The organism is Prevotella sp. CAG:255 (assembly GCF_000431195.1).
Classification (GTDB): Bacteria; Bacteroidota; Bacteroidia; order Bacteroidales; family Bacteroidaceae; genus Prevotella; species Prevotella rara.
This window is the reverse complement of the sequence record NZ_HF986770.1, coordinates 1-24892: the sequence shown is the minus strand read 5'-3', so window position 1 is coordinate 24892 and position 24892 is coordinate 1. Positions and strand designations below refer to the sequence as shown.

General features: G+C 48.6%; 18 protein-coding genes. 7 read left to right on the top strand and 11 right to left on the bottom strand.

Features of this window, described 5'->3' with window-relative positions:
* The first annotated feature begins 146 nt into the window (after nt 1–146).
* Complete coding sequence (locus QVO66_RS01880; RefSeq protein ID WP_021853685.1) at nt 147–1844, top strand: phosphoethanolamine transferase; 1698 nt, start codon at nt 147–149, stop codon at nt 1842–1844.
* A 74-nt stretch (nt 1845–1918) separates the two neighbouring features.
* Here QVO66_RS01880 and QVO66_RS01875 read toward each other — a convergent pair whose 3' ends face one another.
* The 6 genes from QVO66_RS01875 to QVO66_RS01850 form a co-directional block, all read right to left on the bottom strand.
* Complete coding sequence (locus QVO66_RS01875; RefSeq protein ID WP_021853684.1) at nt 1919–2377, bottom strand: hypothetical protein; 459 nt, start codon at nt 2375–2377, stop codon at nt 1919–1921.
* A 174-nt stretch (nt 2378–2551) separates the two neighbouring features.
* Nucleotides 2552–3148 (bottom strand): hypothetical protein, encoded by a 597-nt coding sequence (locus QVO66_RS01870; protein ID WP_021853683.1) that lies wholly within the window; start codon nt 3146–3148, stop codon nt 2552–2554.
* Nucleotides 3149–3191: 43 nt separating this feature from the next.
* Nucleotides 3192–3449 carry a hypothetical protein gene (locus QVO66_RS01865; RefSeq protein WP_021853682.1) on the bottom strand — a complete coding sequence of 86 codons (258 nt, stop codon included), beginning with the start codon at nt 3447–3449 and terminating at the stop codon, nt 3192–3194.
* A 124-nt stretch (nt 3450–3573) separates the two neighbouring features.
* Nucleotides 3574–3831, bottom strand: a complete 258-nt coding sequence (locus tag QVO66_RS01860) for a hypothetical protein (RefSeq protein WP_021853681.1) — start codon at nt 3829–3831, stop codon at nt 3574–3576.
* A gap of 814 nt (nt 3832–4645) precedes the next feature.
* Entirely contained in the window at nt 4646–5269 is a 624-nt protein-coding gene (locus tag QVO66_RS01855) for a hypothetical protein (RefSeq protein WP_021853680.1), read from the bottom strand.
* Nucleotides 5270–5299: 30 nt separating this feature from the next.
* Nucleotides 5300–5686 carry a DUF3244 domain-containing protein gene (locus QVO66_RS01850; protein WP_021853679.1) on the bottom strand — a complete coding sequence of 129 codons (387 nt, stop codon included), beginning with the start codon at nt 5684–5686 and terminating at the stop codon, nt 5300–5302.
* Between the two features lie 275 nt (nt 5687–5961).
* On the opposite strand from QVO66_RS01850, the gene QVO66_RS01845 reads away from it, so the two are divergent.
* Nucleotides 5962–7551, top strand: coding sequence for a tetratricopeptide repeat protein (locus QVO66_RS01845; RefSeq protein WP_288172440.1), 1590 nt, complete (start codon nt 5962–5964; stop codon nt 7549–7551).
* A gap of 197 nt (nt 7552–7748) precedes the next feature.
* On the opposite strand, the gene QVO66_RS01840 is transcribed toward QVO66_RS01845, so the two are convergent.
* Nucleotides 7749–8270, bottom strand: coding sequence for a ferritin (locus QVO66_RS01840; protein ID WP_021853677.1), 522 nt, complete (start codon nt 8268–8270; stop codon nt 7749–7751).
* A 63-nt stretch (nt 8271–8333) separates the two neighbouring features.
* Between QVO66_RS01840 and QVO66_RS01835 the strand changes: the two genes are divergently transcribed.
* Nucleotides 8334–8627 (top strand): hypothetical protein, encoded by a 294-nt coding sequence (locus tag QVO66_RS01835; protein WP_288172439.1) that lies wholly within the window; start codon nt 8334–8336, stop codon nt 8625–8627.
* A 693-nt stretch (nt 8628–9320) separates the two neighbouring features.
* Here QVO66_RS01835 and QVO66_RS01830 read toward each other — a convergent pair.
* The 4 genes from QVO66_RS01830 to QVO66_RS01815 all read right to left on the bottom strand — a co-directional run bounded on the left by QVO66_RS01830 (nt 9321) and on the right by QVO66_RS01815 (nt 18005).
* Nucleotides 9321–10670, bottom strand: coding sequence for a hypothetical protein (locus tag QVO66_RS01830; protein WP_021853675.1), 1350 nt, complete (start codon nt 10668–10670; stop codon nt 9321–9323).
* The gene (locus tag QVO66_RS01825; RefSeq protein WP_021853674.1) at nt 10667–11164 is read right to left on the bottom strand and encodes a hypothetical protein; all 498 of its coding nucleotides are present in this window, start codon (nt 11162–11164) and stop codon (nt 10667–10669) included. Before QVO66_RS01825 ends, QVO66_RS01830 begins: the two co-directional genes overlap by 4 nt.
* A gap of 338 nt (nt 11165–11502) precedes the next feature.
* Entirely contained in the window at nt 11503–13200 is a 1698-nt protein-coding gene (locus QVO66_RS01820; RefSeq protein WP_021853673.1) for a helix-turn-helix domain-containing protein, read from the bottom strand.
* Between the two features lie 449 nt (nt 13201–13649).
* Nucleotides 13650–18005 carry a CHAT domain-containing protein gene (locus QVO66_RS01815; protein ID WP_021853672.1) on the bottom strand — a complete coding sequence of 1452 codons (4356 nt, stop codon included), beginning with the start codon at nt 18003–18005 and terminating at the stop codon, nt 13650–13652.
* Between the two features lie 413 nt (nt 18006–18418).
* On the opposite strand from QVO66_RS01815, the gene rnr reads away from it, so the two are divergent.
* The 4 genes from rnr to QVO66_RS01795 all read left to right on the top strand — a co-directional run bounded on the left by rnr (nt 18419) and on the right by QVO66_RS01795 (nt 24841).
* Nucleotides 18419–20620, top strand: coding sequence for a ribonuclease R (gene rnr / locus QVO66_RS01810; RefSeq protein WP_021853671.1), 2202 nt, complete (start codon nt 18419–18421; stop codon nt 20618–20620).
* 874 nt (nt 20621–21494) lie between these two features.
* On the top strand, nt 21495–23345 hold the full coding sequence (locus tag QVO66_RS01805; protein ID WP_021853670.1) for a 2-oxoacid:acceptor oxidoreductase subunit alpha: 1851 nt from the start codon (nt 21495–21497) through the stop codon (nt 23343–23345).
* 20 nt (nt 23346–23365) lie between these two features.
* Complete coding sequence (locus QVO66_RS01800) at nt 23366–23743, top strand: four helix bundle protein (RefSeq protein ID WP_021853669.1); 378 nt, start codon at nt 23366–23368, stop codon at nt 23741–23743.
* A 90-nt stretch (nt 23744–23833) separates the two neighbouring features.
* Nucleotides 23834–24841, top strand: a complete 1008-nt coding sequence (locus QVO66_RS01795; RefSeq protein WP_288172438.1) for a 2-oxoacid:ferredoxin oxidoreductase subunit beta — start codon at nt 23834–23836, stop codon at nt 24839–24841.
* The last annotated feature ends 51 nt before the right edge of the window (nt 24842–24892 follow it).

Below are 24892 nucleotides of genomic sequence, written 5' to 3'. Positions count from 1 at the left end.
TCATAGTCCCCTGTCTGCCGTATCATAGCGCCCGCCGCTTACGTTCTTCGGCAGCTGCCGCCGTGAGGCTGTGTGCTGCCGCGCCGTGACAAAGTTCTGTCGGGGCGCCTGCAACGACATAATCAACAAACATACAATAAAAGGAAATGATCAAATCAACAGACATAATAAGATGCTGCGCCTCGCCGCGCGGCATATTCTGGCTTACTGTTGCCGTGCTGGCAATACCCAACGTGGCTCTGTGCTTCACCGAGCGCATGGGCATCATGGCCTCCGTCACCAACATCGTGCTGCCCGTGGCGGCGGTATGGCTGCTCATGGCGCTGGGCCGTAAGCCCGGCAAGACGGCTCTGCTGCTTTTTCCGCTGATGTTTCTGGCCGCCTTCCAGATAGTGCTGCTCTATCTCTTCGGCCATTCTATTATAGCCGTCGACATGTTTCTCAATCTTGTTACCACCAATGTGGGCGAGGCCATGGAGCTGCTCGACAATCTTCTGCCGGCAATAGTAATCGTCGTGGTTATTTATGTGCCCGTGATAGTGCTGGCCGTTGTGTCGCTGCGCCGCGGCGATGTGCTCAGCCGCAGCTTCCTGCTGCGCCAGCGGCGCCGTTCGCTTGCGGCTCTCGTTGCAGGGGCGGCATGCATGGCGGGCAGCTATCTTGCCGGCCGCGACTACAGCGCACGGCTGCATCTGTATCCCCTCAACGTGTTCTACAACATATATCTTGCCGCCGACCGCTACAAGGCCACGGCAGATTATCCCCAGACATCGGCCGGCTTCAGGTTTAATGCCGTGCCCACCCATGCTGCCTCAGGGCGCGAGGTCTATGTGCTGGTTATCGGAGAGACGGCGCGTGCCTACAGCTTCGGGCTTTACGGCTATGGCCGCAACACCACGCCCATGCTTCAGCGCACCGGCGGACTCACGGTGTTCAGCGATGCCATAACGCAGTCGAACACCACGCACAAGAGCGTCCCGATGCTCATGTCGGCAGCCTCGGCTGAAGACTACGGCCGTATATACCGCGAGAAAGGCATCATCACGGCGTTTCGCGAGGCAGGCTTCCATACGACATTCATATCAAACCAGCGGCCTAACCACTCGTTTATTGACATCTTCGGCAAGGAGGCCGACGACTGGAAGTTTATAAAAGAAGAAACTGAACGCAGCGATATGTATGACGAAGATATGCTGCGTATGGTGAACGACATACTGGATAAGAAACGTGCAAAGGAGCTGATAGTGCTGCACACGTATGGCTCTCACTTCAACTACCGCGAGCGTTACAGGCGGTCAGAGGCCGTGTTCAGGCCCGACAACGCCAGCGAGGCCAAGGTGTCTAACCGCAGGCAGCTGCTCAACGCCTATGACAACAGCATCAGGAGCACCGACCGTTTCTTGTCGTTGCTCATACGTCAGCTCGACCGCAGCGGTGCCGTGTCGGCCATGCTCTACACCTCAGACCACGGCGAAAACATATTTGACGACGGCCGCAGGCTGTTCCTTCATGCTTCACCCATACCTTCATACTATGAGCTGCACGTGCCTCTGCTGATATGGATGTCGCCGTCTTACAGGCAGATGTATGCCGCCGAGGCTGCAGCCGTCGGCTCTAACAGCCGCAAGAGTGTGGCCACGAGCGCGTCGGTGTTCCACACCATGCTCTCGCTTGCAGGCATATCAACGCCCCTGCGTGCCGACAGCCTGTCGGTGGCAAGCAGCAGCTATAAGCCGGGCGAGCGCCATTATCTCAACGATCATAACCTGCCTGTGGCTATAAAGAAGATTTTGCGTGGCGACGAAGATTTTGTTATGTTCAGAAAGATGAACCTGAAATACTGACGCTGCAGCCAATGCTGCTTCTATTATTCTGTGCATGGCTCTTGGCGTAGATGTGCTGATGTGGCCTGTAGGTGCTATCCGGCGTATGTGAAATAAAGCATCAGGGCACCGAACAGCAGCCACAGCACATTGAACACAATGTCTGACATGCGCCTGTCGGGCTTTCTCTTAGTCAGTGTAAGCAGCCCCATAAGGCCTCTTGCAGCAAACAAGGCATAGACCATTGCCCCAAGCGTGGCGTTGTCCCGGTACATTGTCTCAGCCATAACAAAGAGCAGGATTACCAAAAGCGAAAAGCATCTGAACACCTTGACATACGCATTTGGCTCTTCAGCGTCTTTGTCTTCCTCATTTCTTACTTTATTAACCATATTCAGCGCTACTGTAATCACTGCCAGAATGAGGAAGAAGTAAAACGCCGACGAGTCAAATCCAACAATCAGCCCTATAGCTATCGGAAATAAAAATATCGAGTAACTGCCCAGTGCGTCTTTTGTCCTGCCGGCAGCGCAGCACAGATGTAATGGTGTCATATATAATCTCCTTTTTCTTTTTTAATCATCTAATCTGAACATAAACACATGATGCAGACCTCATGCCACGGTCAATGCCGCCCGTTCTCGCAGCCATGCCTGCCTGTCTATGCCGGCATTGTTATTCATGCCGGTGCGTTATTAATGCGTTATGCCTGATAAATGCACGCTGCGTTATCTGCCGCCGCGCATCAGCGCGACAAGATATACGGCAAGCGAGGCCACAAGCACGGCTACGGCAAGCAGCACTGCCCACAGCCATGACACATTAAGCGTAAGCTGCCAGAACTTTACGGCAGAGGCCATAAACGCAACTCCCGACACCATGTCGGCCGTGTCGTTGCCAAAGTCTTTCTTCTTGTGCATACTTGTCATGATAAACGCGAGCGAGCCAAGCGCCACTACTGCGCTCGCCGACACCATAAACCAGCGGCCTGAGGCCAAGCCCACGGCATCTATAATGCCTATAGCCGACCCCATGCACGCAAGCAGCAACAGTCCGTTGTAAAGCCGCCCGGCTGATTTTCTCAACATTCTGTATACAAGGGCTACGGCAGAAACCGCAAATGCTGCCAAATAGAAATACGACGAAGGCATGCCCAGCATTACGGCCGCAATCTTTAACAGCTTGTATGCGGCAAAAAAGAACACCAGTTCCAGGCATAAGTCCATGCTGTCGTGGCTAACCTTCTTGCGCCGTCTTGCCACAAACGCCGCCACAGACAGCACCACGGCGACGCCAAGACCTGCGATTAAACTTAAATTGCTCATATTATGTTTCCATATTTCATTTCTGTAAATCTCTTAGTCTGCCTTATTCGATGTACGTAGCCCCAAGCGCCAATCCGCCTAACAGCAGCAAAATCACATTGAACGTAATGTCTAATATGCGCCAGTCGGGCTTCCGCTTTTTAAACGTAAGCAGACCTATAACTCCTTCCGCAACAACCAAGATATAGACGATTGTATAAAGCGTGTCGTTGTCATGGAACGCAAATCTTACAACTAAAAAGAATATCAGTACTATAGACGAAAACCATTCGTAAAGCCTGGCAAGTGTCTTTTTATTCATAATTATTTCTGTTTAATGTATTAATAACGATTTTAGGTAAAACACATCCGCCTGCGGTTGTGTCTACCTTTAAATTCTATTGTGCCGTTAAGTCTTTTGCATTTGCATGCTCTCTTCGTCTGCCTTATTCGATGTATATTGAATAAAGCATCACTGCACTGTACAACAGCAACAGCACATTGAACACAATGTCGAATATGCGCCAGTCGGGTTTCCGCTTTTTTAACGTAAGCAGTCCGATAAGTCCTATTGCCGCGAACAAGACATAGGCGATTGTATTAAACATAGTGTTGCCCCGGTACGTGAGATCGAATATCAAGAATAAGCCGAATATTAAAAACGTAAACCAGCTGAACAACTGAGCAAATGTGATTTTATTCATAATTATATCTGTTTAAGGTGTTAATACATAACTTCAGGCAGGAACATCTCTGCCTGCGGTTGCGTCAATCATTAATTTTCATGGTGCCGTTAAGTCTCCGGCCTTTACGCGCCATAAGGCTGCGCTGATTTCTTTTTTACGTTTGAGTATTCTGAAGTCATTAGTTTATTCAAAAGGCAAATCTACAAAATTATTTCCATGTTTCCTAATATTTGCGCCATTTTCGTGCATAATTATTCTAATCCGCTACATAACTACGATGCAGCCCAGCGATACGTAGCCGCGAAAATAGTTGCCGAACGACTTTGACATTGAGTCATAGTATCTTATATCGAGACCGAACGTTGCAAATAATTTGAATTATTGTTAGCCTTCAAAATACGCATATATAGTAACACCATCCTAATGTCATACCAATAATAAATAGTATTTTTTCCATAATAATAAACTGTAATTAATAATAATTTATCCATGACTATGATAAAACTAGTACAATTTCATAAAACCGCAATCGTTAGTATAATTTGAAAAAATATGTAGCAGCATAATAATTTATCGCGATGCCCAATATATGTCTATCACTGGTTAAACAATTAACAAAAATAGACTATAGCCCGTCTAAATTAAAGCGTTAACATAGATGTTTTTTTATTACTTTGATGACTACTAAACTTATCGATGATGAAACCAATGGTGTCATAAATAATATTCTTTTAAAGTTTTGTTTGACAATGATGTGTGTATGAAATGTTATCTTTTATACATTTTTACATACACACACCAATTTGTTTTGATCAGATTTTTTTTATTCTGTTTAAGAATTCATACAATCATAGTAATCATATATTGCCCATGCTGTACCAACAATCCCTAATGAACGTTTTGCAAAAGCTTTAGCTATTGTTAATGCCGCTTTAGCTGTTAATAATGTTTTTGTACCCTGCAGATAAGCATTTAATCCGTCAACACCAACAAAAGCTGCACCTAAACATTTAAACCATTTTGGAGTATTTTGAGGTCCTGTGTTGGGATTATTGTAGAATTCGTATACATAGAAACCTAATTCAGCTAAGTTTTCATCATCCATATCAGAAAGGAAAAATTCAGTATCGGCAGGATAAGCATCTGGATTAACTTTCATGTCTTCAATTATTTGTTGTCTGATATTTTCACCCTCCTCTATAAATGGTGTCAATACTTCTTTTGCTTGTAATTCTGTTACAACTAACTGCCCATCTAAAGACCGTGTCTTAATCTCGTACTCATACAAATCATTAATCTCATTAAGTACAGAAGAAACAGTCTCTTCGTTTAAAGTTGATTTTATTACAACTTCCTCATTTGTTTTTACAAAATCATCACTCTCATCATTGGAACATGATGTTAAACTAAGAAACACTCCTGACAGTAGCAGGAAAAAACAAAATAGATTTTTCATAAATTTAAATTTTAAAGTTAGTGAATATTATTAGATGTAAAATGTTTTGGTCATTAATATTTGCCCATTAGCCAGAACGCTGATTGTGTATTCACCACTTTCACATTCAAGCATGTCGCATTCAAGTTGTTCTTCTTCAGAAATATTAAAAGACTCTTCTGCAATAGTTTCACCATCTTTGGTTATCACAACTTGGACATCTGTCATACTATATTCAAAAAAAATATATAATAATGAAGCTTGTATATTATATGACGAAGTAACAATATAATCTTTAGAAGGAGCTTTACATATTGCATCATTACCTTTTGTTAAAGTCTTTTGTATCGAAACTCGATTTGTTCTAATCTGTGCATCAACCATAGTAAATAGTGCACAAAAGAAGAAACCAATAATTGTTATAAGAAATCTTTTCATAAAATGTATTTTTTATAATTAAACAATATTTTGATATTCACAAAATTATAAAAACCATATACCATAGTCCAAATAAATTAAAATATTTTTTCTGAGCGCGTCACATTTTAAATTTAGTCTTAACTATTTGAGTATCAATGCTGTACATATAGAAATGCAACAAATTGAAACACAAAAATGTGACGCTTTACGGCATTGTCGACGAGCAAAAAACGCATAAAAACTTGCACATAACAGAATTAATCAATAACTTTGAGCATCTGAAAGGCCACAACATGAAAAACATTTTGACTATAATATTTCTTATCGTAGCAATCACTGCATGCCAAAGACACAGCAAAGTGCATACGGCTTTGGTGCAGGCAGACACATTGCTTGCAAAGGAAGAAAACGACTCTGCATTAAGGCAACTGCTGAAGATAGACACGGCTATGATAACGAGCGAGAGCGACAGAGCATACTATAACCTTCTTTACACCAACACATTATTCAGACTACAATTGCCTGTAAATTCTGACTCGGCTATAGACATCAGCATAAAATATTATGAAAAGTCACAAGACAAATCAAAATTGGCCCGTTCACTTTATTATAAAGGCATGACCATATACAAAAGGAATGGCGACATAAAGAAGGTAATCGAATGCGTTAAAAGAGCAGAAGACATAGCAGAGAATGCCGAAGAAACAGTGTTGCTGAACAGTATTTATGCGAATTTGTCTACAATAAACTACCATACAAGAAATTTTAACATGGCATTGACTTATGCTAAAAGATCTCTTAATCTGGCAAAAAAACGTAACGACGAAGAAATGATCGCACTTTCTTTAAATAAAATCAGCAATGCCTTCACAAATTTAATGCAGTTTGACAGCTCGCTGTATTACAGCAAAAAAATTATTCCACACATTAAATATATACAAAATAAGACATACGTAAGTTACATAACAGACATCAGCGCAGACTTTTATAACCAGAAACAATTTGACGAAGCAGAGAAATACGCTAAAATGTCTTTGTCAATAAAGCCCACGTCATACGCCTATTATATTCTTGGCAACATATATCTCGCACAAGAAAAAGAGAGCGAGGCTTTTGTTCTGTGGGATAAAGCAATGAGCAAAGGCAGCCCAGAAGTAAAAGCTGAAATGATGTCGTGGATGGCAGACATTAAGAAAGAACAGGGAGAATATCGCGAGGCTGCAGAACTGATGACAAAGTCGAAGGCGATGAAAGACAGCATTGAGCAAAGCAAAAACACGGAAAAGATGCTGAGCCTGCAAAACGAAATAGACAAGGCGGAGGCCGCGCGGCAGGCCGACATGAAGCTGAAGACGGCGGCTGCGGCGGCAACTGTGGCAGTGGCGGCACTCGCGCTGCTGCTGGTGGTTCACCGAAGAAAGATAAACCGAAGCAAAAAACGGCTCGGCGAGATTGAGCGGCTAACCGACAGATACAGAAAGGAGATAGACGAGCTGAGCCTGTCGAAAGACGAGAACGAGAGAAAGATTGGCAGCCTGAGCCGCAAGCTCGACACGCTCAGGGAGCAGAGAGCGGCAATAATAGGACTGGGACAAAGACGATATGAGGAGATTATCGGCGGAGGAAACACGGCCGAATGGAAGAAAGCCGACTTTGAGGCAGCCGTTGAATACGGCCGCACGCTGATGCCCGACGACATAGCCGCCATAGAGAAGAGCCACAGACGGCTGACGCCATACAACACGTTTTTCCTTATGCTACCCCTCGCCGGCCTCACTGACAGCGACATCCAACGTGCCATGAACAAGACGGCGGGCGCCGTAAGGACGATGAGATACAGGTTGAGGAGAAGCCCCCTCAACTCCCCCCGTGGGGGAGCTTAGGTTAGCCTTGAGGGTAAATATGGCTTGTCTTGTCCTTGCAAGCTGGCTTTGCTGTGGCTGTGTGTCAGCTCAGTGTCTGCGAGTGGTGGTTATATGGCGATGCAAGTCTTGGCAAACCGGCAAGAAAAAGCCGGAGAACAAGTTTATTCTCCGGCTTCCCCTGATTGTTTTTATTAAGATACCTGCTCTAAATTTAATTAGAGAGAACCATTCAACGGTGCGGCCTGTGTGTAAGTTCTTGCTCCGAGCTCCTTGTCGAGCATGTATATGCCGTATCCGTTATCTTTAATCATCTTTATGTTGTCTATAATGGTCTGGGCTGTTTCTTCCTCCTCAACCTGCTCGTCGATAAACCACTTCAGCATGCTCTGCGTAGCAAAGTCGTTCTGCTCGTGTGTCAGCGCATACAGGTCGTTGATCATGCCCGTAACCTTCTGCTCGTGCTTCAGCGTGCTCTTGAACACATCGAGAATAGAGTCCCATTTTGTCGGAACCTCGTCGATGGCCTTCAGCTCCACGCGTCCGTTGCGAGAGTTGATGTAGTTAAACAGAATCTTGGCGTGGTCTTGTTCTTCCTGAAACTGCACCTCAAACCATTTTGCCATACCCGGCTGGCCTTCTGCGTGGCAATAGGCAGCCATAGACAAATACAAATATGCCGACCACATCTCGGCATTAATCTGCGCATTGAGCGCCTCTTCAACCTTCTTATTCAACATAATTCCTACTTTTTTTATTTTTAATAGTTCTGTTTTTCATTTCTCGGATATAGTGAAAGGCGAATGCATTGCAAAAACAAAAACTTCGTTCCTGATTTTGTATTGCCGAGCCGCATCCTATATTATGCAAATATAGCGAAAGGCGAATGCATTGCAAAAAACAAAAACTTCGTTCTTGATTTTGTATTGCTGAGCCGCATCCTATATTATGCAAATATAGGAAAAATAAATCATACGGCAAGCTATGCTGTATATTTATTATTTTTTTTAGCATTATTGCAGTTTTTGCTGTCATCATGCAATGCTGCTCCGGCAGTAGCGGCAGACTGCCTGCAACAGAAAACTTTTTTATTTTGACCCTCTCAGAATGCCGCTTTTCTGCGCCGGCCTTGCTTTTTGCCCGAAAAACGCAGGAAACGGGCCTTTCTGTCAACGTGCTGATATATAGGCATTTATGCCGGCTGAAGAGTGAATACATGTGTGTTAAAAAACATTACTCGGCCACTTAGCATGCTTAAACGATAGGTTTAGCAATGAAAAGTGGCACTGTTTGCAGTGCAAAACCTGCGGTTTTAACCTCCGAAACAGGCATTTCGGGCATGAAAAAGCAGCGTAAAAGCAAACGTATGTTAAACAGATGACCTCATGCAGCCCTTCTGTTTAACATACGTTATACGTCGGATTTCTATTTCACAGAAAACTCTATACATAAATTTTGTAAAGAGTTTTCTGTGGTGACAATGCCTGCCAGACATGCAGTTTGTGGGGTAAGTCATATTGATGAAACCCGGATAAGATGCCAAATAAGTCCATTATGGCAGAAGTGATATTCATCGCATGCGGCCTTGCCATGCAGGTCTGTCATAATTCTGCGGTTGTCGTAGAATCATGGTCTTGCCGGCTCGGCCGGCATTTATGGCCTTGCAGTAAAGCCATATTATGCGTTGGCACGTTTCCGCGTATCACGCTGCTATGCCGTATAGGCAATTATGCTGTATTTTATGTAATGTGTCGGTATGGGCATGCCCGGCAGGCTTCATGAGTGGGCAATCACTTGCAGACCGCTCTTACGGGACATCCGCTGAAGCGGTTGCCTGGCATCAGGCTTGTGGCATAGTCGCGGTATCCCACAAACTGGTAGGCCTGGTCGCTTGTGCTGCTTGGCATGTTTGCAGTCCAGTAATAGAAGCTGATGCCGTTGCCGGAAATGTCCTCGTTGATGTAGATTCCGGCAGCAGGCAGGAATATGCTGTTGTTGTTAGACGCCGTAACGAGATATCCGTTTACGCCGTTCTGTGTGGTCCATGTCCATGTGCAATATTGCATCAGCTCTCCATACTGCTCAAGGGTAGGTGTGGTCCAGTTTTCGCTCAGCTCATGCGCTGCCATGTCATAGCCGGAGCCTTGTATGTCGTACACGTTGACGGTGTCGTTCATTTCTTCTGCAACGTTATAGTAAATCGACTCGCGCTGTTCGCCAACAGGTTCAAAAGTCTGTGTAGCAGCATCGTAGAAAGAATAGTTCTCCTTGCTGTATGTGTCCTTCACTTCAACTTCAGCCCATGCATAGATGTTGCCGGCCTTTTCGGGCGATGTGGCTCCTATGTTCATGTTTGCCCACTTGGTTCCGCTTGGCAGGGCCATGTCTACGGCTTCAAACTTCTTTGTCTCCATATAGTTGCCTATAACCGGGCGTATGCCGTATCCATAGTATCTGTATGCACAGGCGTCGGGGTCTAAAGAGTCTTCCATGTCCTCGCCCGGGGCGATGAACAGTGCATAGCCTAAATATTCGGGATCTTTGTATCTTGATGAAGACCAATAGTTGCCTATTACGCCTACCGACTGAATGTGGTCTGTTATGACGCCGTTGAACGGTATGAATATGCTGTTGCCGTTCTTTCCTGTCACTTTATATCCCCTCATGCCGTCTTCTTCGGTCAGTGTCCATGTGCAGTATTCGGCAAGCTCCTTATACTGTGCGCATGAAGGTGTGCGCCACTGTCCGCCCCATTTTACGTGAGCAACGTCAATGTCCGTATTGCCGAAGTCTAAGGAGTCGCCTTCCCATTTAATCCAGACCTCGTTGTCGTAATCGTACAGAGTGTAGTTCTCCCATGAATACAGGGTGTGAGTCTCTGTCTCTCCCCATCCGTAATAGTTGCCCGGCTCCGAAGGCTTGCTGGCGCCCACGTTGAAGTCGGCCCATAGGGTGCCGCTCGGCAGTCCGAGGTCAACAGGAGTGCCGACAGGCATATCTTCCTCAAATGTTATCTGCTTTACGTCGGCTGTTGGATATTTTGCTACTGTGCCGTCATTAAGTTCCACGCGCATCACGTTTTGTGCTGAAGCGGTAATACTAACGATTATTCCGATTAATAGTATGATAGATTTTTTCATTTTCTTGCTATTTTAATTGTTGAACGTCCTGCTTTTATGATATAAATGCCCCTCTCCATTCCGTTTAGCGAAATGTCAAGCGAGCCTGACTCCGGGATTGTGTATTGGCTGATAAGAACTCCGTTTACCTGATAGAGGTACACTTTCATCCCTTTCCCGAAACCTGATAGCTGCGCTCCGTCAGCATTGACGGTTATGCGGCCTTGCTGCTCTTCAGACAGGGTCTGCTTTATGTCTGTAGCCTGCTTGTCTATGGTTATCCTGTCTATGTCAGCCCGTGCCACTTCTATGTTCACGTCGGTGGCGGTAAGTATCAGGTTTTCTTCATTGTAAGTGATAACCGGTTTGCTTGACAGCAGATAACAAGTTTTTTCACCGTTTGTGTACCACAGTACGACAGACTCGTCCCCCGTGTCGCCTGCATGGCAGATATGGCTGTACGAGAACAGGGCTATCGCCACGAAAAGCAATTTGATTTTCTTAAAATGTTTCATACACTTGCGTTTTTTTTAATTAATTCAGATGGAAATAAAATTCCAGAGACAATGGCCAATCGTCTGCGCAAATTTAATTTGGAATAAGATTTAAGAATGAAGAAAAAAGTGCTGAAAAAGCGCAAAATCACGATTTTGCGCTTAAATTATGCGTTATTTTCCCGTTTTTAGGTGAAAAACGGCAGAATAACGTTATTGTATTGCAAGCTGATCGTCTGCTTCGTCTGCAGTTTTTGTCTGTTCGTTTTTCTGCATAATACAGTCAGCTGCGTAAGAAATCCTGTAGCTGACTTTCAATAAAACATCTCAGTCTGTAAGCCTGCTTTATGTCCGCAGGCCTATGCCTGCTCGGCTGCCCTGTTCTTCTTGTCGGCCAGCTGCTGATATTTTGACGGGAACAGGCCCGTAACCTTCTTGAAGGCAGTTCTGAAGCTGTTAACCGACTTAAAGCCCACGCTGTTGGCTATAGCTTCCAAGGTCATGTTTCCGTAGTTGTCTCTGTCGCTTATGCGCTTGCAGGCTTCCTTTATTCTATATTCGTTTATAAACGTGTTGAAGTTGTTGCCCGTAAGCTGATTTATCACCTGCGACACGTTTTTGGGCTGCTCGTTCACCATCTGTGCAAGCCTGTTCAGGTTAAATTCATAAGAAAACACTTCAGAGCTTGTGTCAAGCACGGTTCTTATTTCCGACATGAGCGCATAGCTCTTCGACTCATTGATGGGATTGCCCTGATACTTTCTCGAAGGCGCATCGGCTCCTATTCCGGCCCTGTCGAGCCGTTCCTGCCTTTCGCGCTGTTCCTGTTCAAGTATCTCCTGGTTTTTGTTGAACAGCATCTCGTTGTTTATCCGCAGGGCCTTGTTGCGCCGGTAAAGCTCTACCAGAAGCACCAGTATTATCACCACGACAACGGCGCATAGACCTATTATGTAGTTCTTTATGGTATTCATCATGTCGGCCCTCGTAATCTGCTCGTCGAGCTTGTTGATCTGGCTTAGAAACTGTATGTCCTTTACGCTTGCCAGCTGCTGATAGTTGAGCAGCGTGTCCTTCAGCTGATAGAACTTGTTATGGTAAGTATTTGACCTTTCGGCTTGTCCTGCCTTGCTGTAGTATCCTGCAAGCAGTTCGTAGCATTGCAGCTTGCTGTCTTTAAGGTCAAATTTGTAGCTCAGGTCAAGTGCCTTCATGGTGTATTCGGCAGCCTCTTCGTATTTTTTCTGACAGGCAAGCGTTCCGCCAATGTTTACAAACATTAGTATGCGGTTGCGGATATAGTCTCTTTCTTCGCTTGTATGTGGATATTGCTCCTTGAAGTATTGCAAGGCCCTGTCGTAGTCGTTGTGTTCCTTTGCAATGACGCCTTTATAAAGGAGAGATGTGTATTTAAAAAGATTTGCAGGATGTAGAGATTCGGTTGCCGCAAACTGTTTCCATTCTCCGGCAAGGCTGTCCATGCAGTGAAGCGCCGCACATACGGTGACCATATTGCCGAAGCTGTTGATTATTCCATTGGAGTCTTTCTGGCGCAGACCTTCTCTGAAGGCAATGCGGTAAGCGTCAAGAGCCTTCCTCATCAGCTTTTCGTCTTTGCCTTCTTCCGCCAGGGTCTGATAGAAGCAGCCTAAGTTTAGCTGTATCTGGGTCTCGCTGTGATTAATCTCATTGGCTATGTGCTGTGCGGTGATCAGCGCATCATAAGATTTGGCATAGTCGAAATACGTAAAGAAGCGGATATACCATAATCCGTTGTAGGCGCTTATAACCTTTATCTTGTCCTCGTCGGTCATGTTCTTGTTATATCTGTGCGTGACAATAGTCAGGCAGAGCATGGCACTGTCGGTGTTTACCCCGTTTACGAGGTATCTTTCGGCCTTTTTGAGGAGGACGGAGCTTGACAGTTTTGAATAGGAGCTGTAATTCCTTAATGAATTGTTGCTGCCCTGTGGCGCTGCTTCTGCAAACGGCATTATTGCCATAAGCATGATAAAAATGAAAATGCTTTTAAGCGGCTTGATGTTTTTCGTATTCATTGTCTGTCTTTATATAGTCATTTGTAGGTTCTGATTAACTTTGTCCACATATCCGTGTTATGCCTGTTTCCTGTTAAGGCTGAGGAGATGCCTGAATGCATGTCCTCGCTTTTTATGTCTGTTCTCTTTTTGTCTTGTTGTGTAAGACAACAGAATAATGGTATTGTTGTTACAACTAAAACCGGCAGAGTGCCCCCGGACAGGGCAGGCTTCTTGGGCGTGGCTTATAAAGGCATTTTATGTAATTACCGATATATGTTGTAAAATTACTAAAAATTTTCTTTGTATACAAGAAATGCATTTATTTTCAACTCCTAATCCTTGCGGGCACGGCATGAACCCTGCCTGTTTGTCAGGTTCGTTGTGTTTGGCCGTATAAGTTTACGGCCGTTGTTCACCTAATAATATTATTGCCTGACAATATATAAATTGCCTCTTTGCAACGCTGCCTATTCTGCGTCGAGCAGTACGAAGGCAGCCCAGAAGAACGGGCTGGGGTGGGTGGCGCGCAGGTTGGCCACGGCCTGGCTGAAAGCCTCGTGCTTGGAGCGGCCGCCGAGCCACAGGCGATAGAAGTCTTGCATGAAGAGCGACGTGGCGCGGTCGTTGACGTTCCATAGCGACAGAATCATCGACCTTACGCCTGCCTCCTTAAATCCGCGCTGCAGTCCGTAGACGCCCTCAAGGCTGTAGTCGCCGAGTGCCGTCTCGCATGCCGAGAGCACCACGAGGTCAGTGCGGCTAAGGTCGAGCATAGACAGCTCGTTGGCCGTCATGATGCCGTCGTTGCCGTCGGGCTTCTTTTCGCCCATCCATGTGGCGTTGGCTCCGGCAAAGGCCAGTCCGCTGCGCTGCATCGAGTGATAGCGTCCGCCGGGGTGATTCTTCAGGAAGGCGTTGCTTTCAACGTTTTTCTCGCTGATGTAGAAGCCGTGCGTGGCCAGGTGTATTATGCCCGGGCTGTTGCCGTCGAGCGCGTAGAAGTTGGCCTCGGTGGCGTTGTCGCCCATATATTTGTCTATGGCTATGCCTCCGGCAGTCATGTTTTCGGCAATGGTGTCGGTCTCTGCCCGTGTTTCGGTCAGGTCGGCAAAGGCCACCGACAAGGCTGCGCGTGAGCCGTCGGCATTTTGTGTCATGCTTTCGGGCATGTTGCCGTAGTTTATTCCGCCGAAGAGCGCTGCCGAGCTTATCTTGCCTGTTCTGCCGCGTGCGGCGAGCAGGGCCGTGGTTGACAACTGATGAAGGTCGTAGCAGTCAGCCAGACAGCTGTCTGCCGACACAGGCAGTGCGGCGAATGCAACGCGGTTAAGGAATGCCGTGGGCGAATAATACACCGTCTTTATGCCCTCAAGCTCGCCGGCGAGCGGTGCCCATATCATGTCGTAGAGTTTTGAGCGCCCGTAGGTGTAGAGCCGTCGGGCCCGCGTCTCGGCAGGGAAGTTGTCAACCCTGCTCAGCGTCTCGTAGCATTCGGCGGCGTTGCACAGCCTTACATACCGCGGCCGCTCACAGCCTGGGCGCACCACGAGCGCCATGAGCGAGCTGTCGCCCAGCACAAACTCCACTGCCGCCTCCTTATCTTTCAGACTGCTTCTGACATCCTGCCACGACACCACGCGCATGGTGTCGGCACGAAACTTCACGGTCTGCCTTGACAGCCACTTCTCCAGCCTGTCTATGCTGCGCTGCATCTTGGCGTGTGCCCACGATGATGCCGAGTCGGTCATGTCCATGCTCATGGCCCTCTTCTGCTTGTTCAGCATGTCGAGCGTGTCGAGCCTTGCCACGAGTGCCTTGTCGCCCGAGCGCAGGATGGAGCGGCGCAGCCTCTCCCACGAGTGCAGCAGCAGGCCCTTGTCAAACAGTGCTGCGTCGTATACGTCGGCAGCAAGCTCTGCGGGGCGGCGCGACAGCATGTCGTTGAGGCGTATGCCCGTGTTGCCGTATGAGTTAAGAAACTCGGCGCGCTCGTTAGACGACATGAAGTCGAAGTTGGCAAGCACATACGAGCGTATGCGCCCTGCCTGTGCCACGGCAGTCTCAACGGCCTCGTCGTCGTGGTGCAGCGTGTTGGCAAGGAATGCCATCCTGTCGCCAATCTGAAGTTTCTCGAACGTGCTGAACCTGTCGATGTGCTGACAGCACCGCTGCGTATGTTCGTATGCCTTCTGCCAGTTGCTCTCCCTTATGTAATATTCGGCCATGGCATTGTCTGCCTGCCAGGGTGTGCCGCTTGCGGTGTATGCCTCTGCCATGAGGTTAAGGTAGTGCAGCTCAAGCTGCTTGTCGGCTTCTACCTTGCCATACCACTTCATAAGACTGCTGACTATGCTCAGCCATGTGGGAGTGGCGCGATAGTCGTAAGGCTTGACATATTCGGGAAAGTCTTTCTCTATTTTGTGCATCAGCGGCAAGGCCTGTTCTTTGAACATGCTCATCATCCTGTAGAAAAACTCCTTGCCCTTGCGGTATTCGGCAGCCTTTTCTGCAGTCTTGCCATATTCTTCCGCGCTGCTGTCCATGAGAGTCTTGCCTTCGGCCATGGCATCGAGCGCCACGGTAAGTATGCGCAGTGCGTAGTTGTAAAGTATGTCGGGCGACTGTCCGGTGCGTTCATACACAGACGCTATTATGGGTATTTGCTCCATCACGGCAGGCAGATACTGCAGCAGGTCGTTGGGCGTGCGCCAGTTGATAATGATAAACCTGTTCCACAGGGCTTCAAGATAGAGGGCCGACTCCTGCAGTCCGGCAGCCTCGATGGCAGCTATGTTCTGTTCGTTGAACAGTTCGGCCTCGTGGTCGTTGCCCTGAAAGAAATAGAGGCTGAACAGCTCGTTGTTGAAGTCGAACAGCGTTGCGTCAAGAGGTTCGCACAGCTGCGAGGCCAGTTCCCAGCCCTTTCGCAGCGCCTTCTCTGTCAGGTCGTGACGGTTGAGATAGTTATAGTAGTGAGCCAGAAGCATGTAGCCTCTTACCGTTTCGCTGTTCAGGTCGACGGTGTCAGCCATATACAACTTTTCAGCCTCGCCGAAAACGTCGGCAAGCCGTGCCGTGTCGGTAATATGGGCGTTGAGCATGGCTTGGCCGAGCAGCAGGCGCGTGTATGCCCGGTCGTAAGGCAGGTTGCGCAGCGCGTCGAGCTTCAGCAGGGCGTCAAACTGCCGTATGGCTCCGTCATAGTCGCCTATGCTGTTGAGATATAGTCCGTAGTTGAGCAGCGGCATCGTGGGCGGAATGCCTACCTCTGCATAGAGTTTCAGCGTTTTGTCGTATTCGCGCCTTATCGTGTCGGCCGACTGAGAGTAATACTGCGCATATCCCGCCGTCTCGAGCTGTATGTCAGCCGTTATGGGCAGCGCCTTTCCGCCGGTAAGCACGTCGAGGTCGCCGGCCAGTCGGCGTGTTATGGCCAGTGCGTCCTGCGTCCGTCCGTTCCTGTTGCATGCCTGCGCCAGTCGGCGTGCCGCCGCAAACAGCCGCCACGAGGGCTTTAATCTGCGGTCGAGAGCCATGGCCGTAAGTTCATGCAGCCTCGATGCCAACGTCGTCACGTCGCTCTTCTCGTATGCCTGCATGAAGCACATCTTGTCCATAATATATTGTCCCGGGTCGTCGGCGTAGGTGGTGCGCGCCGTGGCGTCATATATCTGCTCCATCTTCATCACGTCGGCCACTGACGATGCGCCTGCTGCCATGCCCAGGTTGAGCCCGTAGATTACGGGCAGCGACAGATACGCCCTTGAGCCTGCGCCATAGTATCCGGCGTAAGGTTCAAGCTCGCCGGCATATTTCCAGTCGAATCGCAGCGGATATCCGTTGGACGCCGCTATATAGTCGCGTATGGCCTTCATGTCTGTTATCATCGGATGCCCCTGCGGCATCTTGTTTTCGGTTATGGCCACCACGCTGTCGGCAGCTGCCACGAGCGCAGCCCCGTCGCCCGGCATGGCCCCTGCCATCAGGCAGTTTATCCACGGCACCATCGTGTCGGGACTGTCGTTGCCCAGCAGCCGCCTCAATATGGCGAGGCTCTCTCTGTAATAATAAGGCGAGTTGGTTATAATCCCGGTAAATGGGATGATGTCGTAATGTGTGGTGTCGATATCCTTGTCGGCAAACAGCACGCTGTCGGTTGCCTGCTTGAAGTCGTTGTCAAACTCGGTGCGCTCCTTCATTATGGCCAGCATGTGCATCATCTCCGCCTTGCTGACCGTTTCAGGATGACTCTTGTAGAATCTCAGAAAGTCTTTCTCCAGTCCGAATATCTCCCTTATGCGCATAGGGCTTTCGCCTTCAACATAGCTGTAGAGCAGGTGCTGGCGCGCTATCTTGTAAAGCAACTGCGACTCTTCGGCCGTGGCTATGCCGTCTACGAGACTTATCGCCCGCTCTATCGTGGGGATGCAGGCACTGTCGTAGTATGAGCCCTGCAGGTTGGCAAGGTTGTAGAGCGTGCGCGCCAGCGCCTCGGGGCATTCTTCTGAATATTGCTCGGCAGCGTCGGCACAGGCCTTCAGCGCTGCCATCTTCATGCTGCCTTTTGGGTCAAGACGGTTGGACGCCAGCATGTCTGCATAGTCATTCAGCACAGGAACGAGCCTTGCAGCCGCCCTTATGCGCTCTGTTGAGGCTTGGCTCCTGTCGAGCGAGCTTACGGCGTCGGACGCCTTCATTATCAGCATAGCCTCGTCATGGGCATCGGTTGCGTCGGTGTTTCGGGCATGCAGTACGCAGACTGTTGCCAGGCATATCAGCACGGCGACAGACAGCTTATGAAGATTTATACGGAATGGCATCATGGCATGAAAATCTTTAGTTAGTAAAAAAGCCGGACCGAAAGACACGGCAAGACAGATAATATCCGCAAATTTATGATTATACGAACGTTTCTTGTGTCGGCAACGCATCGCCAACGTCTTTACAAAGATACGCTTATTTTTTGACAACACGCAAAAAATGATGCCCCAATATGCCTTGTTTGTGTCCTTAAGGTAGCTGCGGCTGGCAGTTTTAACCGATATGTAACATAAAATTAATTATTTAAGGTGAAATTAATGCTGAAGTAAGAAATTATTTTCGTAACTTCGCACAGAAAGGCTATGCCACGCCTGCACGGCGCAGAACAGCACAGAGCCCTCAGGCAGGGCTGATGCACGGGTCGCGCACAGAACCGAGGCTGACGGCAGGCCGGGAATTAAAAAAACACAAGATTATGGCAAAAGGAAAAAAATCGACAAAGAGGCTGACCAAGAACAAAATATCGGAGATGCTGCAAAACCTCTTTCTGCAGAACTCAGACAAGACGCTAAGTTTCAAGAACATATTCAAGACGCTCAACCTGAAGACTCATCCGGCAAAGATGCTGGCAGTGGACGTGATGGAAGAGATGGCATGGGACGACTTCCTGAGCAAGGTGAGCGACAACTCATACAAGCTGAACACCAAGGGACAGGTGCAGGAAGGCCGCTTCATACGCAAGGCCAACGGCAAGAACAGTTTTGTGCCCGACGACGGCGGCAAGCCCGTGTTCGTGGCCGAGCGCAACTCGCTCTTTGCGCTTACCGGCGACCGCGTCAAGGTTACGTTCATGGCGCGCAGGGAGAACCACATCAAGGAGGCTAAGGTTATAGAGATACTTGAGCGTGCGCGCGACACGTTCGTGGGCAAGCTGAGAGTTGAGAAAGACTTTGCCTTCCTCGTTTCGAACAGCGACATATTTGTTCACGACGTCATCATACCGAAGAACAAGCTGAAGGGCGGAAAGAGCAACGACAAGGCGCTGGTGAAGGTTACAAAGTGGCCCGATACAGACAACAAGAACATTATAGGCGAGGTGGTTGACATTCTGGGCGAGACCGGCGACAACGACGTTGAGATGAACGCCATACTGGCACAGTATGGTCTGCCGTACAGATATCCCAAGAAGGTTGAGGAGGCTGCCGAGAAGATAAGTGCCGAGATAACCGAGGAAGACTATAAGGAGCGCGAGGACTTCCGCGACGTAACCACGTTCACCATTGACCCGAAGGACGCCAAGGACTTCGACGACGCCTTGTCAATAAAGCCGCTGGGCAAAGACCTCTGGGAGGTTGGCGTGCACATTGCCGACGTGTCTCACTATGTTACTGAAGGCTCCATAATAGACAAGGAGGCACAGAAGCGTGCCACGAGCGTGTATCTCGTTGACCGCACCATACCTATGTTGCCCGAGCGCCTTTGCAACTTTATATGCTCTCTGCGCCCCGACGAGGAAAAACTGGCTTACAGCGCTGTGTTCAACCTTGACGCTGATGCCAACGTGAAGAGCTGGCGACTGGTTCACACCGTGATAAAGAGTAACCGCCGCTTTGCCTATGAGGAGGTGCAGCAGATCTTGGAAGACAACGGAGTGGTGGAAGGCACGGGTGAGCCCGCACCGCCTGCAGGCAAGGACGGATACAAGGGCGAGTTTGCCACAGAGCTGATAACGCTCGACATGCTGGCAAAGAAACTGCGCAAGGCAAGATTCAAGAACGGCGCGGTGAAGTTCGACCGCGAGGAACTTCATTTCGACGTTGACGAGAAGGGCAAGCCCACACGCTGCTATTTCAAGAAGTCTAAAGACGCTAACAAGCTCATCGAGGAGTTTATGCTGCTGGCCAACCGCAGCGTGGCCGAGGGCGTGGGCAAGGTGAAGAAGGGGCAGAAGGCAAAGACGCTGCCTTATCGTATACACGACGTGCCCGACCCGACAAAGCTGGAGCGTCTGCGCGAGTTTATCGTGAAGTTCGGCTACAAGCTGAAGACAGAAGGCACCAAGGGTGAGATATCGCGCAGTCTGAACAAACTGATGGACGACTGCAACGGCCGCCGCGAGCAGAACGTGATAGAGAGCGTTGCGCTGAGGGCAATGATGAAGGCTAAATACAGCGTGCACAACATCGGCCACTACGGACTGGCTTTCGAATATTACACCCACTTCACAAGTCCTATCCGCCGCTATCCCGACACGATGGTTCACCGCCTGCTTACGCGCTATCAGAACGGCGGACGCAGCGCAAACAAAGAGTATTATGAGGAGTTGTGCGAACACTCGAGCGACATGGAGCAGATAGCACAGAACGCCGAGCGCGACTCTATAAAATATAAGATGGTTGAGTTTATGGCCGACAAGATAGGCAACGAATATCCTGCCCACATCAGCGGCATAACGTCTTACGGCATTTACTGCGAGATAGACGAGAACCACTGCGAAGGCATGGTGCCCATGCACGACTTGGACGACGACTACTACGACTTCGATGAGCGCAACTATTGTCTCGTTGGCCGCCGTCATCACAACAAATATCAGCTGGGCGACCCGATAAAAATCAAGGTGGCACGCGCCAACGTTGAGAAGCGCCAGCTCGATTTCACACTGGCTGAGGAACAATAAAAATACAGCCGTGGCAACTGCAAATGCCGGCATGAAGCATCAAGGCTCATGCCGGCATTTGTTATATCATAACAGCCAGAAAATGTATGATAACCCCTGTTATGGGCTTGTCAAGGTTACAGATTGTAACTTGTTGATGATAAAATGGCATATACAGCGTTTTTTGTCTGACTTATGCGGCCGGTTTTTATGGCTTTGTGTGTAACGGCGTTTCAGATTAAAAGCAAAGTTTTATCTTATTTGTTGTAATTTTGCTTTTTGTTGGCGCGCAGATGTTTATATGCAGAAAAACAGATACTTATGGTAATTCATGCCGGTAGATAGCCTCAGGATTGATGTGCAGATGAATCTGTCGTCGATGGCATGCAGCAGAGCTACACCTTATTATATTATAATAGGCAGCGCTGACAGCCTGCTTTCAGTTTGAAATTTTTGTGGTTTGAGGCATCGTTTATCATCTTTTCGCCCTTGCCGTGGCAGAAAAGCTGCTGTATGTGATGCCAGAAGGTTGTCGTGCAGATATGCTTTGGCTCGTAAATATGCGTGTTTCAGGGCCTTTCAGCGTTTTCTTGATGTAGCGGGAAGATGTTTTTTTAGCAAAAAATAGCTCTGACAAATTATTTTTTCACCACTTTTATTGTGTTATTATTGTTATTGAAACACTTAATTTTTGTCGCAGAAGTGAATAATTTTCGACAAAATGCTGTCAGATGCTAAATATTTATGCAAAAAGATTTTGCGGTTTCGATAATCTTTACGACCTTTGCATTTAATCTTAAATACATAGCATTGTTCTCGCGTTTGGGTCAGCCAGGCGCGGCAACAGACAGTAGAAAAACATACTAATAAGTTATAAAGTTTAAAAAGACTTTTTATGGCAGAAGAATTGGAAGTAAAACAGTTAGATGATGTCGTAGTGCGTTTTTCGGGTGACTCCGGCGACGGCATGCAGCTGGCGGGAAACATCTTCTCGACGGTTTCGGCTACGATAGGTAATGGAATCTCGACGTTTCCGGATTATCCGGCAGACATCCGCGCCCCGCAAGGCTCGCTTACGGGCGTTTCGGGCTTTCAGGTTCACATAGCCAGCGGACGTGCCTATACGCCCGGCGACAAGTGCGACGTGCTGGTGGCAATGAACGCAGCCGCTCTGAAAACTCAGTACAGGTTTGCCAAGCCGCAGGCTACGATAATCATCGACACCGACAGCTTCGGTCCGGCCGACCTGAAGAAGGCCGAGTTTAAAACTGACGACTATCTGGGAGAGATGGGCATCGATCCCGACCGCGTGGTGGCTTGCCCGATAACGCAGATGGTGAAAGACTGCCTTGAGGACAGCGGACTCGACAACAAGACAGTGCTGAAGTGCCGCAACATGTTTGCGCTCGGCATCGTGTGCTGGCTGTTCAACCGCAACCTTGAGTTCGTTACGTCGTTCCTGCGCGAGAAATTTGCCAAGAAGCCTGCCGTGGCAGAGTGCAACATCAAGGTTGTGCATGCCGGCTACGACTACGGTCACAACACTCATGCCAGCGTGCCCGCCACTTACCGCATCGACTCTAAGAACAAGGTTAAGGGACGCTACATGGACATAACGGGAAACAAGGCTACTGCCTACGGACTTATTGCCGCTGCCGAGAAGGCCGGCCTTAAGCTCTATCTCGGCTCTTACCCCATCACTCCTGCCACTGACATCCTGCACGAACTGGCAAAGCACAAGTCGTGCGGAGTTATGACGGTGCAGTGCGAGGACGAAATATCAGGATGCGCAAGTGCCATAGGCGCATCGTTCGCAGGCGCACTGGCTGCAACATCTACGTCAGGCCCCGGCATCTGTCTGAAGTCTGAGGCTATGAACCTTGCCGTAATCGACGAGCTGCCTCTCGTTGTCATCGACGTTCAGCGCGGAGGTCCGTCAACGGGTCTGCCTACAAAGAGCGAGCAGACCGACCTGCTGCAGGCTCTGTTCGGACGCAACGGCGAGTCGCCTATGCCGGTAATCGCAGCAACAAGTCCTACTAACTGTTTCGATTCTGTGTATGCCGCAGCCAAGATTGCCCTCGAGCATCTTACTCCTGTTGTGCTGCTCACCGACGCCTTTGTTGCCAACGGCTCTGCCGCATGGAAGCTGCCCGACATCAACGAGCTGCCCGAGATACATCCTCACTATGCCACACCTGAGCAGAAGGGCGTTTACACTCCGTATAAGAGAGACCCCGAAACGGGCGTGCGCTACTGGGCAATACCGGGCCAGGAAGGCTACGAGCACATATTGGGCGGACTGGAGAAAGACGGCAACACGGGTGCCATTTCAACCGATCCTGAGAACCACGACAAGATGTGCCGCCTGCGCGCAGCTAAGGTGTTCAAGATTCCTGTTCCCGACCTCGAGGTGCAGGGCGACGCCGACGATGCCGACCTGCTGATAGTAGGTTTCGGCGGAACATTCGGTCATCTGTATTCTGCAATGGAGGAGATGAGACATGAGGGCTACAAGGTGGCTCTTGCTCACTTCAACTATATCAACCCGCTGCCTAAGAACACAGCCGAAGTATTGGGCAAATATAAGAAGGTGGTGGTAGCAGAGCAGAACCTCGGTCAGTTTGCCGGTTATCTGCGCATGCGAATAGACAACTTTATGCCTTACCAGTTTAACCAGGTTAAGGGCCAGCCCTTCGTGGTAGGCGAACTCGTAAAGGCGTTCACTAAAATAATTAAGAATTAGGAAGTAAGAATTAAGAAAGTATGCTGTTTGGCGATAAGGACATCTATAAACGTTGTTACGCCTTTGCCTTGCGTATAGTCAATGCGTACAAGTTCCTTAATTCGGAAAAGAATGAAAGGGTGATGTCCAAACAGTTGCTTAGATGTGGTACTTCGGTTGGAGCATTGCTCTGTGAGGCAAAATTCGCTCAGAGCAGGGCCGACTTTGTAAACAAGGTGTCGGTAGCCTTGAAAGAGGCAAACGAATCGTTGTATTGGATAAATCTGTTGCATGACAGCGGCTATATCGCCACAGCGGCTTACGATTCAGTTTGTAGAGAAGCAAATGAGATAACATCAATACTTGCTTCAATTGTGAAAAATACTAAAGAAAATACATTGAAGTATGATTCGCAATGAAAACTGATAAAGGCAGCTTTCAATATTCTTAGCTCTTGACTCTTAATTCAGAAGAAGTAATTTTCTTAATTCTTAAATTTTAATTCTTAATTGAAAATGTATACTGCGCAAGATTATAAAAAGGGACAGCCGCGGTGGTGTCCCGGTTGCGGCGACCATTTCTTCCTCGCATCGCTGCACAAGGCTATGGCAGAACTCGGCGTTCCGCCTTATCAGACAGCCGTCATTTCAGGTATCGGATGCTCAAGCCGTCTGCCTTATTATGTAAACACCTATGCCATGCAGACCGTTCACGGACGTGCAGCGTCTATCGCCACGGGAGCCAAGGTGGCCAACCCTGACCTGGCTGTATGGCAGATTAGCGGCGACGGCGACGGACTCGCCATCGGCGGTAACCATTTCATCCACGCCATGCGCCGCAACATCGACATAAACATGATTCTGCTCAACAACCGTATTTACGGACTCACCAAAGGACAGTATTCGCCTACGTCTCCGCGCGGATTTGTCAGCAAGTCGTCGCCTTACGGCACCGTTGAGGACCCGTTCCTGCCGGCAGAGCTGTGCTTCGGAGCGCGCGGACACTTCTTTGCACGTGCCGTTGCCACCGACGCCCAGGGCACCGTAGACATCCTCAAGGCTGCATATAAGCACAAGGGCGCGTCGGTGTGCGAGATTCTGCAGAACTGCGTAATCTTTAACAACGGCTGCTACGACTCTATCTACAAGAAGGAAGGACGCGCCAAGAACGCCATCTACGTGCGTCACGGCGAGCCGCTGATTTTCGGCGAGAACAACGAGTACGGACTCATGCAGGAAGGCTTCGGCCTCAAGGTGGTTAAGCTGGGCGAGAACGGCATCACCGAGAAAGACATTCTCGTGCACGACGCTCACTGCCTTGACAACACTCTGCAGCTGAAGCTCGCAATGATGGACAACGAGCACGGATTCCCCGTTGCGCTCGGCGTCATCCGCGACGTTGAGGCTCCTACCTACGAAACCGCGCTCAGAGAGCAGATTGAAGAGGTCAGCGCCAAGAAGAAGTATCACAACTTCATGGAGCTGCTCGAAACCAATGATATCTGGGAAGTTAAATAAATATAGGGCAAAATAAAAGTCTGTATAAAAAGAAACGCCCCGCAAACAGCT